The following is a 16554-nucleotide window of genomic DNA, read 5'->3' as shown; positions in this document are numbered from 1 at the left end:
GGCCTAGCGCGTGATCCGTACCGTCTTCGACACGGTCACCTGGTCCAGGTCCGACACCCGTACCGTCACCTTCATCGTCCAGGTGCCGGGGATGGGCACGTTGAGGGAGTCGGTGCCCCAGTAGCCGCCGCGGTTGGTGACCTTGGTGTCGAGCGGGCCGATCTTCTGGGCGGGCAGGCTCAGGGAGACGCGGAGTTCGGGGACGGTGGACAGGCCGCCGTCGGGGCCGTAGACCACCGCCTCGACGGAGTTGCGGCCGACCCTGCCGGGGTCGAGGGTGATCTGCACCTTGCCCTGGCGGCCCGGGCCGACGTCGAAGGGGACCACGGTGACGGAGGCGGTCTGGATACCGACGGCGGGCGCCGAGCCGTCCGCCGCGGCCGCGGCCTCCGCCCGGGCGGGCAGGGTGCCCGTGAGGACCGTGGTGATCCCCAGCACGGCGACGGCCACGGCCACTTCGGCCAGGGCCGAGCGGCGCAGGGCCCGGTGCACGTCGAGCGGGGAGGGCGAGGAAGGCGAGGCGGGGCTGGTCCGGGTGGGCGGGGCGGACTCGTCACCGGGCTCCGCGGCGGGCTCCGGCTCCGCCTCCGTCTCCGGCAGGGCGGGCCGCGCCCCGACCGGCTCCGGCACCCGTTCCCGTACGGCCTCGCTCACCTCCACCGTCGCCAGCCGTGCCGTCCACTGCCGCGAGAGGGCCGCCATCAGCAACAGCACGGTCACCGCGGCCAGTTTGGTGACCAGGAGCCGGCCGTACGAGGTGTCGGCGAGCGCCTGCAAGGAGCCGAGGCCGCGCCAGGACTGGTAGACGCCGGTGACGACCAGGACGGTCATCGAGGCGAAGGCGAGACGGGAGAAGCGGGTCACCGTGGCCGTCGGCACGGTGACGGGTTCGGCCGTCCGGCTGAGCAGGGTGAGCAGCGCGGTCAGTCCGCCGAGCCACACCGCCATCGCCAGCAGGTGCAGCACGGAGGAGGTGATCGCCACGGGCACCTGGATGCCGGCCGAGGCGTGCTCGGCGGCCGCCCAGGTCAGGGCGAGGCCGACGGCGAGTACGGCGCCGGCCGCGAGGACGGGGCGGCCGGGCGGGGTGGCCCGGCGGCGCAGGAGCAGCAGGAGGGCGCCCGCCACGAGCAGCAGGGCCAGGCGGGTGAGCAGGAGCAGTCCCGGACGGCCGGTCGCGGTGCGGGACAGCGCGGACATGTCGAAGGCGGTCGCCGGTGAGGTGCCCTCCTCGTACGGGGCGCGCAGCACCAGCAGGACGACGGTGGCGCCGGCCAGCGTCCACCAGCCGGCCCTGACCGCCTTGCGCAGCGGGGTGAAGTCGGGCGGGCGGCAGATCGCGGCGAACGCGAGCGTGCCGATGAGCAGGGCCGCGGCCATGTAGGCCACGTACCGCCCGATGTTGTAGAGGCTGCCGGTGGCGGGGTCCTCGGTCTGTCCGGGGTCCAGCAGGGCGGTGGTCGGGGAGGCCTTGCCGATGGAGAAGGTGAAGGCGCCGGACACGGGGTGGCTGTCGGCCGAGACCACCCGCCAGGCCACGGTGAACGTGCCCTTGCCCAGCTTGGCGGGAAGGGTGACCCGGGCGGTGTCGGAACGGCCTCCGGCGTGCTGCGCCTCGCCCGTGGAGACCCGGTGGTTGGTGGGGTCGAACACCCGGAAGGAGTCGTCGAGCAGGGCGACGGACTCGGTGAAGGTCAGGGTGACGTACCGGGGAGCGGACTTGAGGACGGTTCCGTCGGCGGGGTCGGTGCTGCGGACGGCGGCGTGCGCCGAGGCGGGGCCGGCTCCGCCGAGGAGGAGCAGGACCAGCATGGTGCCCAGCAGCACCAGCCCCCGGACTCGCCGCTTTCCGCCATGCGCGACACCGCCTCGTGCCTCTGGTCCTCGTACTTCGCCCACGTCACCGCTCCGTCTTCGGACTCGCGTACTTCCCTGTATGTACGCGGCGAACAACCTTTGTGCTCACCATGTGGGCCGCGCCGACACCCCGCCGTCCACCACCAGGTCGTGGCCGGTGATCCAGGAGGCGCGCGGGGAGGCGAGGAAGACGCAGGCGTCGCCTACGTCCTCGGGGCGGCCCAGCTGGCCGGTGGGCACCGCCTGTCGCCACCGGCGTACGCCGTCCGGCCAGTCCTCGGCCAGGCCCGCGCGGTCGATCAGGCCGGGCGAGACGGTGTTGACGCGGATGCCGTGGGGGCCGTACTCCAGGGCGGCGGCGCGGGCGTGCGTCACGACGGCCGCCTTGGACACGCTGTAGTGGGCGTGGCCGGGGGCCGGATGGGCGGCCTCGATGGAGGCGATGTGGGTGACGCTGCCGCCGCCGCGCTCCCGCATCACCTCGGCGGCGGCCTGGGTGCAGGCGAAGACGCCGGCGAGGTTGGTGTCCACGACCGCCCGCCACTCGGCGGCCCGCATGCCGGGCAGCGGCCGGACCGGCTGGACGCCCGCGTTGTTGACCAGCGCGGTCAGCCGCCCGCCGCCCCAGGCCGCGGCCTCGCGGACCAACTGGTGGCAGGCGTCCTCGTCGGTGAGGTCGGCCTGGAGCACCACGGACCGTCCGCCCAGGCCCTCGATGGCCGCGGCGAGTTCCCGGGTGGGCTCCAGCGCCGTACGACAGTGCAGGGCGACCGCCGCGCCCTCCTCGGCGAAGCGCAGCGCGATCCCCCGGCCGATGCCGCCGTCGGCGCCCGTGACCAGCGCGACCTGTCCCTGAAGCAGGCTCATGGGCGGCACAGTTGCGCGATCCGGTCCGCCTCGGACGGATAACGCGCCGTGAGGTCCGCCGCGTTCCCGTGCTCGTAGCCCGCGTAGGTGAATCCGGGTGCCATCGTGCAGCCGAAGAAGGACCAGGCGCCGCCGGGCGTCACCCGCGCGCCCATCCAGGTGCCCGCGGGCACGGTGAGCTGCGGGCGCTGCCCGGCGAGGACGCCGGGTCCCGGCACGGGGCTCGCCGATGTCCCGTCGGGGGCGAGGAGCAGCAGGTGGAGCGGGTCGCCGAGGTAGAAGTGCCAGACCTCGTCGGTGGGCAGGCGGTGCAGGGCCGAGCAGTCGTCCGCGGTGAGCAGGGCGACGATCGCCGTCCCTTCGGGCCGGCCGTCGGCCCTCCCCAGCTCTCGGCTTCGCTCGAGCCGGGGGCACCCCCATCGGCCCCGCCCAGGTCTGCCGGAACAGCCCGCCCTCGCGCGGTATCGGCTCCAGGCCGTAACGGGCGACCAGGAAGGCGGGCGTCACCGGCCCGTCGGGGGTCACCGGCCCGTCATGAGTCACCGTCATCCGGGCAGGCTACCGCCCTGGTCAGGAAGGCCAGTTGGGCGCGCTTCGCCGGCAGGTACACGTCCGGGATGTCGATCTCCGGCAGTACGACCGCCTCGCCCGCCTCGAAGCCCTGCCTGAGGAAGCGGGCGATCGCCTTCTCGTTGCGCACGTCGGGGTCGACGACGATCCGCCGCCGGTCCGGGCCCCGCAGGGCGTACGCGCTGGCGACGGTCAGCAGATGGGACGACCAGCCGGTGCGCGCGCCGCCCGGTCCCGCGGGCGCGAGCAGCAGGTGGAGGCCGATGTCGCCGGGGCGGACGTCGTAGCACTCGCCGACCCGGTCGGCCTCCGGCTCGTACGTCTGGAGGAGTCCGGCCGGGGCGCCGTCCTTGAGGAGGAGGAAGGCGTGGTGGGTGTCGAGCGTGTCCATGTGGGCGTAGATCTCGGCGACCTGGTCCCGTGTCAGGCCCGTCATGCCCCAGAAGACGGCCCGTTCCTCGCTCACCCAGGCGTGGACCGTCCCGGCGTCGGCGTGCGGGTCGAGAGGCAGGACGCGGACGGTGCCGAAGCCGTCGATCACCTGCTCGTGGACGGCCTCGCGGGTGGCGTACGGGTCAGGCGTCGGACTCACCTCGGGCTCCTTCGTGAGCAGGTCGAAGTCGGTGACGACGGGGACCAGGTCCCCCGCGAGCCACAGCGGGAGCTGGTCGTGGTGGTGGGGCGAACCGGGCACACCCGAGGCGCCGAAGGGCACCACCCAGCGGCTGTCCTCGCGCCGGGCCAGGTCCCAGACGTACCGGGCGGCCGGGCCGCGCGCGCTCAGGTCGGTCAGGCCGGGCACGGCGGAGGTGCACAGCACGCAGTCGTGGTCGCCGGACAGCCCCGGTGCGTCGTACGACGTCGTCGGCAGCGCCCGCCAGGGGGCGAGGCGGTGGCGGTCGCCCCAGGTGCCGGCGGGCTCCGCGGCGGCGACCTCCTCGACGGCCGCGCGGACGGCGGCGGGGCGGTCGATGCCGTACAGGTCCTCGGCGGTCAGCAGGTGTTCGAGGGCGAACCCGATCCGCGGGAGGAGGGCGAGCCAGGGGAGGAGGACCTCGGGGTAGGCGGGCGGTTCGGTCAGGGCGGCGAACGCGGGGTGGGCGGCGAGCCGGCGTACGACCGCGCCGCGCACCGCCGCGTAGGCCGCCGCGTCCGCGCCGGCCGCGTCCATGCGGCGGTCCCAGGCGAGGAGCCGGTCCCGCAGCGCGGCGGCACCGGGGGGCAGTCCGTCCAGGGCCGCCAGGTACTGGATCAGGGGGCCGGCGGAGGCGAGATGGGTATCCATGTGGATGGCGGGCATGTCACCGGCCGACCACTGCCCCCTCTCCCGCAGCAGGGCGGTGATGCGGTCGGCGCGGTGCGGCGGGGCGAACTCCACGCCGAGGGGGGTCGCGGGGCCGCGCTGGTTGGCCATCACCGCGATGCCGTCGGTGAGCCCGGCGCGGGGCGTCCCGTGCCGGCCCCGCCACTCGTGGCCCGGCTCCCAGGCGGGCACCAGCCGGACGCGGTTGGCCTCCGCCCTGACCGGCACACTGCCCGCGACCCGGTGCAGCAGGCCGCCCTCGGTGTCGGCGGCCTGTACGACGTTGACGGGCTCGGCCCAGGCGTCCAGCGCGCGGTCCACGTCGGCGACCCGGCGGGCGCGCAGGAGGGGCAGGAGGGCGCTGAAGCCGAGGTCCCCGGTCACCCGGGGCGGGTGGCGCAGGGCGAGGGCGGTGGGCGTTCCGAGGAGGTCGGCGGCGGGGTCGTGTCCGTCGAGGCCCTCCGGCCCGCCGGCGATCACCGGCCCCCGCTCCGTCTCGATCACCTCGACCTCGACCGGCTCCTCCCCCGCGACATGGACGGTCTCGGTGTGCCGGTGGGCGCGGCGCCAGATGCCGTCGGGGCCGAGCGCCTCCACCCCGGCGCCGGTGCGCCGCAACCGCTCCCGGTAGAGGTCCTGGTAGTCGGCCATCGCGTTGGTGATGGCCCAGGCGACCGTGCCGGTGTGGCCGAAGTGGGCGATGCCGGGGACGCCGGGGACGGCGAGGCCGACGACGTCGAACTCCGGGCAGGACAGGTGGATCTGCTGGTAGACGCCCGGGTCCTCGATGAAGCGGTGCGGGTCGCCCGCGATGAGGGCGTGACCGGTCGTGGTCCGCTCGCCGGCGAGCAGCCAGCCGTTGCTGCCGGAGGTGCCGGGGCCGTCGGTGGCGAACAGGCCGACGGCCTCCGGGCCCAGGTGGTGTACGGCCTGCTCGCGCCAGAGTTTGGCCGGGAAGCCCGCGAAGAGGATGTGGGTGGACAGCCAGACGCCGAGCGGGGTCCAGGGCTCCCAGCGGCCCGGGGTGAGGCCGGTGCGGGCGAACTCCGGGGCGCCGCCTCCGGCCACCCCTTCGTTGACGCCGTCGGCGTACGCCCGCAGCCAGTCCGCCGTCTCGGGGTCCTGTCCCTCCAGGGCCGCGAAGCAGCGTCGGGCCGTGTCGTCGAGGCGGGCCCGTCTGACGAAGACGTCCCAGGCGAGGGCCTGCGCGCCGAGGAAGGAGGCCGAGGTGCCCTGCGCCCGGTGCCGCTCCACCTCCAGCTGCCAGGCCCGGTCGCGGGCGGTGACGCGGCCCTGGGCGCGGGCGAGTTCGCGTGCGCTGTCGGCGCGCAGATGCGGAATTCCCCAGGCGTCGCGGTAGGTCCCGTTGATCACCCCGCGGACCCCCCTTCTTCTTTAGGTTAGCCTTCCCTAACTCACCTCGGAGATCGTACGCGATGCGCCCGCATCGAGGCGGGCGGCGTCACGAGCCGCTTCGAGGGATGATCGGGGTCATGGACGTCACCCTGCACCTCGCCCAGGACCCCGAGGCCGACGAGCTCCTCGGGCGGTCCCCGCTCGCCGCGCTGACCGGGATGCTGCTGGACCAGCAGGTCCCGATGGAGTGGGCGTTCAAGGGGCCGTCGACCATCGCCCGGCGCATGGGCGCCGACGACCTCGACGCGCACGACATCGCGGCCCAGGACCCGGAGGCCTTCGCGGCCCTGCTGTCGGAGAAGCCGGCCGTCCACCGCTACCCCGGGTCCATGGCCAAGCGCATCCAGCAGCTCTGCCAGTACCTCGTCGAGCACTACGACGGCAACGCCGAGCTCGTCTGGAAGGGCGTCGACGACGGTCGGGAACTGCTGCGGCGGCTCCAGGACCTCCCGGGCTTCGGCAAGCAGAAAGCCCAGATCTTCCTCGCCCTGCTCGGCAAGCAGCTCGACGTACAGCCCAAGGGCTGGCGCGAGGCCGCCGGCACCTACGGCGAGCCGAAGTCCTTCCGCTCCGTCGCCGACATCACCGGCCCGGACTCCCTGGCCAAGGTCCGCGCCCACAAACAGGAAATGAAGGCCGCGAAGGCCTCCGGCAAGTAGGCGGAACGGACTGTAGCCGCCCTCACCGGGCCGGGGCCGCGCCGCGGAGTCCCGGCGGGGTGCAGGGGGTGCAGTCTCGTCGGGGTACAGGGGTGCAGTCCCGTCGGGGGTACAGGGGTGCAGTCCCGTCGGGGGTACGGGGGAACAGCCCCGTGAGGTCGAGGGTGCAGCCCGTCGGGTCGAAGGGGCGCAGTCCCGGCGGGGTGCAAGGGCGCAGTCCCGTGGGGGTGCAGGGGTGCAGTCCCGTGGGGGTACAGGGGCACAGCCCCGTGAGATCGGGGGCGCCGCCCGTCGGGTCGAAGGGGCGCAGTCCCGGCGGGGTGCAAGGGCGCAGCCCCGTGGGCCTACAGGGGCGCAGCCCCGTGGGCCTACAGGAGCGCAGCCCCCGCGGGGTACAGGGGCGCAGCCCCGGCGGGGTACAGGGGCGCAGCCCCGGCGGGGTCGAAGGGGCGGAGCCCCTGGGGGACGGGGAGGGTAGGGGCGGCGGGGGCGAGGATCCGGCGCCGGCCGCCGCGCCGCGGGTCGCGACGTACCCCCGCCCCCAGGGAGGGCCGGATCAGGCGGCGTCCGCCGCACGCACGGCGGAAACCCGAGCTCATCCGTGCGGACCCGCTCGGATGGCGGGGCGCTCCCGGGCGGGCCGAGCATGGAGCATGACCGAGTCACCGAGCAGTGATCCCACCTGGGGACGGGAGTTCGACGACCGGGCCGCGCATGCGCACACGGCCGGCCGGGCCACGGGCGGGCACGAGCCGGAGCCGCCGTTCGAGGGGCCGCTGCACGCCCTGTCCCGCGCCGCCTGGCAGGTCGTCCTGGTCACCGGCGTCGCGTCGCTGATCCTGGGAATCCTGGTGCTGGTCTGGCCGGGCCCCTCCCTGCTCGCCGCCGGTGTGCTCTTCGGGCTCTACCTGCTCATCAGCGGCGTCTTCCAGCTGGGCGCCGCGTTCGGCACGCACAAGGCGACCTCGCTGCGCGTCCTGGCCTTCATCAGCGGCGCCCTGTCGATCCTGCTGGGCCTGTTCTGCTTCCGCGGACCGATGCAGTCGATCCTGCTGCTCGCCCTGTGGATCGGCATCGGCTGGCTGATCCGCGGGATCACCCAGACCCTGGCCGCCGCCCACGACAGCACCGTGCCCGCCCGCGGCTGGCAGATCTTCCTCGGGATCGTCACCTTCGTCGCCGGGATCGTGCTGGTCGTCTCGCCGTTCCGGTCGGTCGCCGTGCTCACCGTCGTCGCCGGCTGGTGGCTGGTGGTGGTCGGCATCGTCGAGATCGTCACCTCGATCGGCATCCGAAGCCGGGCCAAGCAGATTCCGGTCAGCGTGTGAACCGCCCGGGGCGCCAAGCCCTGCGGGTGCTCGTGCTGCTGCTGGCGCTGTCGGTGCCGGGCACGCAGACGCAGGCCGTCCCGATGCCCTCCGCGCCGTCCACGCCGCCCGGGTGGTCCGTGCCGTCCGTGCCGTCGGGCGAAACCGTCGAGCACGACCTCCTCGAGTCGGCCCTGCGGCCACCCTCCTGCTCCGTACACCGGGCCGGCTCACCCCTGCGCCCCGCGCCCCTTCCCGACCCGGCCCCCGGCCACCCGCGGGGCCGCCCCCTTCCCGCGCCGCCCCGGCCCCCGCACACCTCGTACTCCCTGCGCTCCGTGGTCCTGCGCTGCTGACGGGCCCCGCCCCGAACGCCCAGTCAGCCGCCCAGTCACGACATCACGACGCAAGGAACACAGGCATGCCCACAGACCCCTACGCGGTCCTGCGCGCCCTGCTGCGCGCCGAGGCCGTACGCAGCACGGTCAGACCGGACGTGAAGAAACCCCAGCCGCAGGTCCCGCCCGAGAGGCACCGGGACCGCTGACGCACCGGCGGGGGCGGGCCCACCGCCTCCGCCGTGCCGTGGGGCTTGCGGTCCACAGCCTGTGCATAACGACGGAGCGCGCGCTGGACGCGATCGCCGCGCCCAACGCCGATGACCCGCCCGACCCCAGAGCTCTCAACTCACCGTCACGACCCGCTGCTCCAGAGCGCCCTCACCTCGGCGGAGCGGGAGCGGACCCCGTCGTTCGACACGCCCGGCGCCGAGAACCCGGACAGATCACCCTTGACGTCCGCCAGGAACACCGGCACGCCCTGCGCCGACAGCTGCTCGGCGACCAGCTGGAGCGTCCTGGTCTTGCCGGCACCGGTGGCGCCGGGGCTCCCAGGTCGAGGGCCGCGCCCGTGAAGGCGTAACCGGCGGCGATCCGCAAGGCCTCGGCGGGAAGGGCCCGGTCACCGGCGGGGGCCTCGGGAGGGGTGGCGGGCCACGGTCTCACTGGCACTCATCGCAGGCCCCGGCTCCGGCTGTTCCCGGTATGACCGGAATACGGCGTCTTTTCCAGCGTCGCACTGCGTCGCCTAGGCTGCGCCCGGAACGTCAGGACCGGTAGGCTTTCCGTGTGATCTTCAAGCGCATCGGAAACGGCCGGCCATACCCCGACCACGGCCGGGAAAGCACCCGGCAGTGGGCGGACGTCGCGCCGCGCCCGGTCCGCCTCGATCAGCTCGTGACGACCAAGGGCCAGCTCGACCTGGAAACCCTCCTCGCCGAGGACTCGACCTTCTACGGTGACCTCTTCGCGCACGTCGTGAAGTGGCAGGGCGACCTGTACCTGGAGGACGGCCTGCACCGCGCGGTCCGCGCGGCACTCCAGCAGCGTCAGGTCCTGCACGCGCGCGTACTCGAACTCGACTGATCACCCGGAATCACTCGCCTTTTCGGGTGTTGTTGCCCCTTTCGGGTTCTGCCGACCGGCGTCGAATGATCATCTAGTAGGCATCGCCGCCCGGGCACACTACGCTGCGCACATGAGCATGCTGACTCCTCCCGGCATGGGCGGCCAGTACCGGATCACGGGGGGCAAGTACCCGCGGATGCGCCCTCCTCGCCGGCGCGGCAGGCTCGTCTTCCTGACGGTCGTCTGCGTCACCGCACTCGGGGTCGCCGGCTGGGGAACCGTGCAGCTCATCGACGTGTTCACCGGCGGCGGGGACAAGGACACCGCGTCCGGTGCCAAGGCGGACTGCCCGGCCAGTACGAAGGTGAGCCCCGCCGCGCGCACCAAGGCGCTGCCGGAGCCCGGGAAGATCACCGTCAACGTCTACAACGCCACGGCCCGCACCGGCCTGGCCAAGCAGACCGCGGACGAGCTGAAGAAGCGCGGCTTCCGCATCGGCGACGTGGGCAACGCGACCAAGCAGTACGACAAGAAGATCAAGGGCAGCGGGATGCTCCTCGGCCCCGCCTCGGCCCTGAACACCTCGCTGCCGGTCCTCGCCGCCCAGCTCGCCGGCGCCGAACAGCGCACCGACGCCACCCGTAAGGGCGACGCCGTGGACCTGTTCATCGGCAACGGGTTCAAGGACCTCAGCAAGCGGGCGGACGCCGACAAGGCCGTGGCCGCACTGACCGCGCCCGTGGCGTCCGCCGTGAAGAAGAAGGACTGCTAGGACGGACCCGGCCCTACTCGGCCGCCCCGTACAGCCGGTCGCCCGCGTCTCCCAGGCCGGGGACGATGTAGCCGTGCTCGTTGAGGTGGTCGTCGACGGCCGCCGTCACGACGGTCACCGGGGTGCCCGCCAGTTCGCGCTCCATGAGCTCGACGCCCTCGGGCGCGGCGAGCAGCACCACGGCCGTGACGTCGTCGGCGCCGCGCTTGATCAGCTCGTGGATCGCCGCGACCAGGGTGCCGCCGGTGGCCAGCATCGGGTCCAGGACGTACACCTGACGGCCTGAGAGGTCCTCCGGCATGCGCGTGGCGTACGTGGAGGCCTGGAGCGTCTCCTCGTTGCGGATCATGCCCAGGAAGCCCACCTCGGCGGTCGGCAGCAGCCGCACCATGCCGTCCAGCATGCCGAGGCCGGCGCGCAGGATCGGCACGACCAGCGGGCGCGGGCGGGCGAGTTTCACACCGGTGGTGGCGGCGACCGGGGTCTCGATGTCGACCGCTTCGGTGCGCACGTCCCGCGTGGCCTCGTAGGCGAGCAGGGTGACCAGTTCGTCGGCCAGCCGGCGGAAGGTCGGGGAGTCGGTGCGCTGGTCGCGCAGCGTGGTGAGCTTGTGGGCGACCAGGGGGTGGTCGACGACGTGGAGACGCATGCCCATAACAGTAACCGCGCCGACCCGCACCTCGCGCTGGCATCAAACCGCCCGTCCGGGGGAAAGTGGAGGGACGGACTGGGGTGGTGTGACTGTGTCTGACCTGCCAGAGAACCAATCCGACATGCCCGAGGACACCACCGGGAGGCGGCACCGGGTGCCGCCGCCGGAGACGGATGCCGAACGCCGGCGCCGCCGGGCCCGGTTCCTGCGCGAGCTGGCCGAGGCCCGGGAGTTGCGCGACCGTGTCCAGCCCCGCCGGGCGAAGACGGCCCGGCTTCGACACGCCATGCGCATGCGCACGTTCCGCTGGTAGCCGGTAGGAAGATCCGTCTTCCCCGGGGTGTTCCCGGTAACGCCGTGCGTGGACCGCGGGAAAAGCCGCGTACGATCCGCAGGTGGCGGCAACGAGTGCGCTGGTGATTCGGTCGCGGACACGCGGAGGTCTCTGCGCGTCCGTGCGAGCAGAACTGCCAGACACAGGGAGCGGAAGACGTCCCCTGAACGCCTTGTTTCTGCCACGATTCCGAGTGGGTGGGGCTCGGAGCCTGAACTCTCCCCGCCCAAGAACCTCCGCCGGGGGGACCCCCAACCGGCACGCCTATGACCAGTGGGAGAGTCACGGTGTACTTCGCCGCACTGCTCGCGCGCACCGAAGACGGGTGGGAAGCGAGCGACACAGAGCTCGACGATGTGGAAACCCTGTCGGATCTGGCCGACCTGGCACGGGAGGCCAATCCCGATGACGACACGGTGCTCGTCCTGATCGAGCAGGAGGACGCCTGGTTCGGCGTCGTCCGCGTGGACGGCGAGGACGACCCTCGCATCTACGTCTCGGACGCCGCCGCCGCTGCCCGCAGTGCGTACGGCGAGCTACTGCTCACCGACGAACTGCTCGGCCGCGAGCCCGGCTCCGACGGCCCCGACCTGGACGCCCTGGACCTCGACGGCACCGAGGACGGCGAGTCCGAGGACGAGGACGACGAGGACGGCACCTCCGCCGACGCGGTGCCGCACAGCCCGGTGGGCGACAGCGAGATCCTCGACGACCTGGGTATCGGCGAGAAGGAGCTGCGCGCCCTGGACGCGGACGACGCGCTGAGTGCGATCGCCGAGGCCCTGGGTGCCTCGGAGGTGCTGGAGACCGTCCGCTGACCGCCCCGGACGGGACGCCGTGGGGCCGGGCACCGGATCCGGTACGCGACCGCTGGCGGGCCGCGATGCGGCTCGCCCTGGACGAGGCCCGTACGGCCGTCCGGGGCGGGGACGTTCCCGTCGGCGCCGTCGTGCTGTCCACGGACGGTACGACGGTGCTCGCGACCGGGCACAACGAGCGCGAGGCCATCGGCGACCCCACGGCCCACGCCGAGATGATCGCCCTCAGGCGGGCCGCCGCCAAGCTGGGCGAATGGCGGCTGGGCGGGTGCACGCTCGTGGTCACGCTGGAGCCCTGCACGATGTGCGCGGGCGCGCTCGTGCAGTCCCGCGTGGACCGGGTGGTGTACGGCGCCCGTGACGACAAGGCGGGCGCGGCCGGTTCGCTCTGGGACCTCGTCCGCGACCCGCGGCTCAACCACCGCCCCGAGGTCGTCGGGGGCGTGCTGGCCGACGAATGCTCCCGGCTCCTCACCGATTTCTTCCGGGAACGCTGAGGCCGGACGTCGAAGCCCGGCTTTCCGGGTGCGCCCGGAAACGGATTTCAGAGCAAGGCCCACCGTGCTGTAAGGTCTCCCTCGGTAGCGTGTCCGAGCGGCCGAAGGAGCTCGCCTCGAAAGCGAGTGTGGCGCAAGTCACCGAGGGTTCAAATCCCTCCGCTACCGCCGTAAAAGGGCCCCGTCCATTGGACGGGGCCCTTTGTGCGATTATCAACAGCGCTCGAGCCAGTCAGCGACAGGGGAGGCCGCGGTGGCGGTGAACGCCAAGAAGATCACCGTGTACGTGCTCGTGGTCTTCGTGATGTACGTGATCATCACAGACCCAGCCAAGGCGGCCGATTACGTCAAGATAGGCTTCGAGGGCATATCGGACGCCGCCAAGGCCATAGGCGATTTCATGACCTGGGTGGCCGACGGGGCTAAGAGCTAGCAGAGAGAGCTGGAGCCCATGATCCGCCACCTGGTCCTGTTCAAGCTCGACGAGGGCGTCGGGCGCGACGACCCTCGGGTCGTGGCGGGCGAGCGGGCCTTCCGCGCCCTGGCCGGCGAGATCCCCGAGATCCGCCACTGGGAGCTGGGCTGGAACACCAGCGACCGGCCCATCGCGTACGACTTCGCCATCAACTCCGCCTTCGACGACCCGGACGCGCTGCGCCGCTACGTCGAGCACCCGGAGCACCAGTCGGGCGTCGCCCTGTGGCGGGAGTTCGCCACGTGGGTGATCGCCGACTACGAGTTCTGAGCACCGAGGGTCCTCGCAGCCCTTCGGCCCCCGCCGGGACGGCGGGGGCCGCACTGCTTCTTATGGATGGTTTTCGTCATGAATTGCGTTCAACACGGCGTTATGAGGTGCTTGCGCACAGTGCACATGTCTTGTGATGCTATGACCGCTTTTGGCGGCTGATTGACCGATGAAGAGGTGGCGTTGACCGTGTCGGCCAGTACTGCGCCACCCCAGGAGGAGGCCCCCGCCCCCGCCCCCGAGAAGCGCCGCGGTGCCGACACCCGCGCCCTCACCCAGGTGCTCTTCGCCGAGCTCAAGGACCTGACACCGGGCACCCCGGAGCACGACCGGGTGCGCGGGGCGCTCATCGAGGCGAACCTCCCGCTCGTGCGCTACGCGGCCGCCCGCTTCCGCTCCCGCAACGAGCCGATGGAGGACGTGGTCCAGGTCGGCACCATCGGCCTGATCAACGCCATCGACCGCTTCGACCCGGACCGTGGCGTGCAGTTCCCGACCTTCGCGATGCCCACGGTCGTCGGCGAGATCAAACGATACTTCCGGGACAACGTCCGCACCGTCCACGTACCGCGCCGGCTGCACGAGCTGTGGGTGCAGGTCAACAGCGCCACCGAGGACCTCACCACGGCCCTGGGCCGCACCCCGACCACCGCCGAGATCGCCGAGCGGCTGCGCATCAACGAGGAGGAGGTGCTGTCCTGCATCGAGGCCGGCCGCTCCTACCACGCGACCTCGCTGGAGGCGGCGCAGGAGGGCGACGGGCTGCCGGGACTGCTCGACCGCATCGGCTACGAGGACCCGGCCCTGGACGGGGTCGAGCACCGCGACCTCGTACGCCACCTCCTGGTCCAGCTCCCCGAGAGGGAACAGCGAATTCTGCTCCTGCGCTACTACAGCAATCTCACCCAGTCTCAGATCAGCGCGGAACTCGGCGTCTCCCAGATGCACGTCTCCCGCCTCCTCGCCCGCAGCTTCCAGCGACTGCGTTCCGCGAACCGAATCGAGGCATAAGCCGGGGCACGAAGGGGCGCAGGGGCGCACCGAAGTGGGGCACGGGCTCATCCGGGGGGTCACGGATAAGACTCGCAAGCAGGATCGAGGCATAACCGGCGCGAGCGAATCACCCACCGGGGCACTTCCCGACAGTTGTGCCCCGAAAGAGCGTCAGACCCCTTCTTTCCAGGGCCGATTCGCTTCCGGTGTGTCGACATGTCACTACAGCGTGTTGCCGACATGTGACATTCTGCGGGAAGCGCGTTTGCCGTGGCTCCGGCTCCGGTATTCAGGTGAGGGCTGCGTTCCTTCGTGGGAGCGCCGCCGTACCGTCCCGCGACCCAAAGGGGGTGGCATGTCCGCAGAACAGGGCAGCTCGAAGGTGCTCACGCCGCTGAGCGAGGCAGCACCCAAGGAGCTCGATGCGCTCGACGTCCTCGACGACGCCACGCCCCTCGAGCCCGCTTCGACCCCGGCCGTTCCGGCCGCTGATGCCCCGGCCCTGCCGGCCTCGGCGGACATCGACACCCGCACCCTGTCCCGCTCCCTGTTCCTGCGGCTGGCCGCGCTCGACGAGGACAGCCCCGAGCGTGCCTACGTCCGGGACACGCTGATCGAGCTCAACCTCCCCCTCGTCCGGTACGCGGCGGCCCGCTTCCGCAGCCGCAACGAACCGATGGAGGACATCGTCCAGGTCGGCACGATCGGCCTGATCAAGGCGATCGACCGCTTCGACTGCGAGCGGGGCGTGGAGTTCCCGACCTTCGCGATGCCCACGGTCGTCGGCGAGATCAAGCGGTTCTTCCGCGACACCTCCTGGTCGGTCCGCGTCCCGCGCCGCCTCCAGGAGCTGCGGCTGGCCCTCACCAAGGCCAGCGACGAGCTCTCCCAGAAGCTGGACCGCTCCCCGACGGTGACCGAACTCGCCGCCGTCCTGGGCGTCTCCGAGGAGGACGTGGTCGACGGCCTGGCGGTCGGCAACGCCTACACGGCGTCCTCGCTGGACTCCCCCGCCCCCGAGGACGACGGCGGCGAGGGCTCCCTGGCCGACCGGCTCGGCTACGAGGACACCGCCCTGGAGGGCGTGGAGTACCGGGAGTCCCTGAAGCCGCTGCTGGCCAAGCTCCCGCCCCGGGAGCGGCGGATCATCATGCTGCGCTTCTTCGCCAACATGACCCAGTCCCAGATCGGCGAGGAGGTCGGCATCTCCCAGATGCACGTCTCCCGGCTGCTGACCCGGACCCTGGCTCAGCTCAGGGACGGCCTCATCTCCGACTGACCCTTCCTATTTGACGGGGCGTCAGCCAGTATGGCGCGATGCTTCGAGCGACGGGAGCGACAGGGTCCGGTTCGACTCATGGCCGCCGATGCGCCGTTGTGACGGCGGCGTCGGCGGCCGTCGTCTTTCTGGGCGCGGCCCTGACCGCGTGCGGAAGCGGCGGCGGCGAGGGCTACGCCGCGGTCGGCCCGGTGGGCGGCTCGCCGAGCGCTGCCGCGGCGGGCCCCACGGACGCGGTGACGCTGGTGCCGCTGGACGGCCCCACGAGGAGTGGCGGCGAGACCGCCGACCGGGAGAGCCACGCTCCCCGGGCGGGCGGCGCGGCGACGGCAGGCCGTCCCGAACGGACCGCGTCCGGCCGGAGCTCCGGCCCGGCCTCATCGGCGGTCGCCGAGCCCCCTGAGCCCGGTCGTACGACTCCCGAGCCGCCGTCTCCGACGTCGGAGTCACCCTCTCCCACACCGGCTCCCCTCCCCGCCGCCCTCACCTGGGGCGCGCCCGCACGGGAGGCCACGGAGCAGCGGTGGTGCGAGGACGTGACCATGAGCTTCCACAACTCCGGCGGCACGGCGGTGCGTTCGGGCACGCTGACGTTCGGCACGCACGTCATCGACGCGCTCGGCATCGACTGGGCGACGGTCGAGTCGACCGAGGACCTGCCGGCGCCGATCGGCGCCGGGGCGCGGAAGGACCACACCTGGACGGTGTGCGTCGACGCGTGGCAAGTGCCGCTGGGCATGCACGTCGAGACGCGCGACGTGCACGTGAAGTGGAAGTAGCGAAGTGGAAGCAGCGGGGTGGAAGCAGTGGAGTGAAGGCAGTGGAGTGAAAGCAGTGGGGGGTGGAAGTAGTCGGAGCGGTTACATGAGCGCGAGCCAGGCGACCGCCGCCACGATCGCGATCGCCGCGACGACACCGACGATCAGACCGATGCGGGGGCCGGACGAGGCGACCGCCTGCTGCTGCCGGCCCTGGGGGGCCTCGTCGACGAACGCGCGGAACATCTGGGTGCTGCCGGCGGGGTCGTAGTTGCCCTGGGGGCCCTGGGTGTTAGCCATGGCCCGAGACACTAGCGAATC

At 72.6% G+C, this 16554-nt stretch carries 19 protein-coding genes, 1 tRNA gene and 2 pseudogenes; 15 read left to right on the top strand and 7 right to left on the bottom strand.

Annotated features, from left to right (window positions below):
- Positions 1-3: 3 nt before the first annotated feature.
- From ABZ915_RS10975 to ABZ915_RS10960, 4 genes and pseudogenes are all read right to left on the bottom strand, one after another.
- Positions 4-1827: a copper resistance protein CopC gene (locus tag ABZ915_RS10975; protein WP_361799528.1), complete on the bottom strand. Its 1824-nt coding sequence runs from the start codon at positions 1825-1827 to the stop codon at positions 4-6.
- Between the two features lie 135 nt (positions 1828-1962).
- Complete coding sequence (locus ABZ915_RS10970) at positions 1963-2724, bottom strand: SDR family NAD(P)-dependent oxidoreductase (RefSeq protein WP_361799221.1); 762 nt, start codon at positions 2722-2724, stop codon at positions 1963-1965.
- Positions 2721-3231, bottom strand: a pseudogene (locus ABZ915_RS10965) (cupin domain-containing protein). Before ABZ915_RS10965 ends, ABZ915_RS10970 begins: the two are co-directional and overlap by 4 nt.
- 25 nt (positions 3232-3256) lie before the next feature.
- Positions 3257-5971, bottom strand: a complete 2715-nt coding sequence (locus ABZ915_RS10960; RefSeq protein ID WP_361799218.1) for a GNAT family N-acetyltransferase — start codon at positions 5969-5971, stop codon at positions 3257-3259.
- 119 nt (positions 5972-6090) lie between these two features.
- On the opposite strand from ABZ915_RS10960, the gene ABZ915_RS10955 reads away from it, so the two are divergent.
- From ABZ915_RS10955 to ABZ915_RS10940, 4 genes are all read left to right on the top strand, one after another.
- Complete coding sequence (locus ABZ915_RS10955; protein ID WP_361799215.1) at positions 6091-6672, top strand: HhH-GPD-type base excision DNA repair protein; 582 nt, start codon at positions 6091-6093, stop codon at positions 6670-6672.
- Between the two features lie 653 nt (positions 6673-7325).
- Positions 7326-8000, top strand: a complete 675-nt coding sequence (locus ABZ915_RS10950; protein ID WP_361799212.1) for an HdeD family acid-resistance protein — start codon at positions 7326-7328, stop codon at positions 7998-8000.
- Positions 7997-8335, top strand: coding sequence for a hypothetical protein (locus tag ABZ915_RS10945; protein ID WP_361799209.1), 339 nt, complete (start codon positions 7997-7999; stop codon positions 8333-8335). Before ABZ915_RS10950 ends, ABZ915_RS10945 begins: the two co-directional genes overlap by 4 nt.
- A 65-nt stretch (positions 8336-8400) precedes the next feature.
- Positions 8401-8526 (top strand): hypothetical protein, encoded by a 126-nt coding sequence (locus ABZ915_RS10940; protein ID WP_361799206.1) that lies wholly within the window; start codon positions 8401-8403, stop codon positions 8524-8526.
- A 173-nt stretch (positions 8527-8699) separates the two neighbouring features.
- Here the strand turns inward: ABZ915_RS10940 and ABZ915_RS10935 are convergent.
- A pseudogene (locus ABZ915_RS10935) lies at positions 8700-8917 on the bottom strand (helicase HerA-like domain-containing protein); the annotation flags it as partial.
- A gap of 189 nt (positions 8918-9106) precedes the next feature.
- Here ABZ915_RS10935 and ABZ915_RS10930 point away from each other — a divergent pair.
- Together ABZ915_RS10930 and ABZ915_RS10925 are read left to right on the top strand one after the other, a co-directional pair.
- The gene (locus ABZ915_RS10930; protein WP_003999914.1) at positions 9107-9403 is read left to right on the top strand and encodes a type II toxin-antitoxin system VapB family antitoxin; all 297 of its coding nucleotides are present in this window, start codon (positions 9107-9109) and stop codon (positions 9401-9403) included.
- Positions 9404-9539: 136 nt separating this feature from the next.
- Complete coding sequence (locus ABZ915_RS10925; RefSeq protein ID WP_361799525.1) at positions 9540-10157, top strand: LytR C-terminal domain-containing protein; 618 nt, start codon at positions 9540-9542, stop codon at positions 10155-10157.
- A 13-nt stretch (positions 10158-10170) separates the two neighbouring features.
- Here ABZ915_RS10925 and upp read toward each other — a convergent pair whose 3' ends face one another.
- On the bottom strand, positions 10171-10806 hold the full coding sequence (gene upp, locus ABZ915_RS10920) for a uracil phosphoribosyltransferase (RefSeq protein ID WP_361799203.1): 636 nt from the start codon (positions 10804-10806) through the stop codon (positions 10171-10173).
- A gap of 124 nt (positions 10807-10930) precedes the next feature.
- Here upp and ABZ915_RS10915 point away from each other — a divergent pair, with 124 nt between their 5' ends.
- The 9 genes from ABZ915_RS10915 to ABZ915_RS10875 all read left to right on the top strand — a co-directional run bounded on the left by ABZ915_RS10915 (position 10931) and on the right by ABZ915_RS10875 (position 16254).
- On the top strand, positions 10931-11122 hold the full coding sequence (locus ABZ915_RS10915; RefSeq protein WP_361799200.1) for a hypothetical protein: 192 nt from the start codon (positions 10931-10933) through the stop codon (positions 11120-11122).
- 308 nt (positions 11123-11430) lie between these two features.
- Positions 11431-11961 carry a hypothetical protein gene (locus ABZ915_RS10910; RefSeq protein ID WP_361799522.1) on the top strand — a complete coding sequence of 177 codons (531 nt, stop codon included), beginning with the start codon at positions 11431-11433 and terminating at the stop codon, positions 11959-11961.
- A gap of 65 nt (positions 11962-12026) precedes the next feature.
- Positions 12027-12458: a tRNA adenosine(34) deaminase TadA gene (tadA, locus tag ABZ915_RS10905; RefSeq protein WP_361799197.1), complete on the top strand. Its 432-nt coding sequence runs from the start codon at positions 12027-12029 to the stop codon at positions 12456-12458.
- Positions 12459-12541: 83 nt separating this feature from the next.
- A tRNA-Ser gene (locus tag ABZ915_RS10900) sits at positions 12542-12626 on the top strand.
- Between the two features lie 85 nt (positions 12627-12711).
- A complete protein-coding gene (locus ABZ915_RS10895; protein WP_361799194.1) occupies positions 12712-12891 on the top strand; it encodes a hypothetical protein in 180 nt (59 codons plus the stop codon).
- An 18-nt stretch (positions 12892-12909) separates the two neighbouring features.
- Positions 12910-13203: a Dabb family protein gene (locus ABZ915_RS10890; protein WP_361799191.1), complete on the top strand. Its 294-nt coding sequence runs from the start codon at positions 12910-12912 to the stop codon at positions 13201-13203.
- A gap of 183 nt (positions 13204-13386) precedes the next feature.
- Complete coding sequence (locus tag ABZ915_RS10885) at positions 13387-14214, top strand: RNA polymerase sigma factor SigF (RefSeq protein ID WP_361799519.1); 828 nt, start codon at positions 13387-13389, stop codon at positions 14212-14214.
- 337 nt (positions 14215-14551) lie between these two features.
- On the top strand, positions 14552-15475 hold the full coding sequence (locus tag ABZ915_RS10880) for an RNA polymerase sigma factor SigF (RefSeq protein WP_361799188.1): 924 nt from the start codon (positions 14552-14554) through the stop codon (positions 15473-15475).
- Positions 15476-15573: 98 nt separating this feature from the next.
- Positions 15574-16254, top strand: a complete 681-nt coding sequence (locus ABZ915_RS10875) for a hypothetical protein (protein WP_361799184.1) — start codon at positions 15574-15576, stop codon at positions 16252-16254.
- A gap of 81 nt (positions 16255-16335) precedes the next feature.
- On the opposite strand, the gene ABZ915_RS10870 is transcribed toward ABZ915_RS10875, so the two are convergent.
- Entirely contained in the window at positions 16336-16533 is a 198-nt protein-coding gene (locus ABZ915_RS10870; protein WP_361799181.1) for a hypothetical protein, read from the bottom strand.
- Positions 16534-16554 lie beyond the last annotated feature (21 nt).

This window comes from Streptomyces sp. NPDC046915 (assembly GCF_040644935.1).
Lineage (GTDB): Bacteria > Actinomycetota > Actinomycetes > Streptomycetales > Streptomycetaceae > Streptomyces.
The sequence above is the reverse complement of the archived record's forward strand: the minus strand, read 5'-3'. Positions and strand labels throughout refer to the sequence as shown.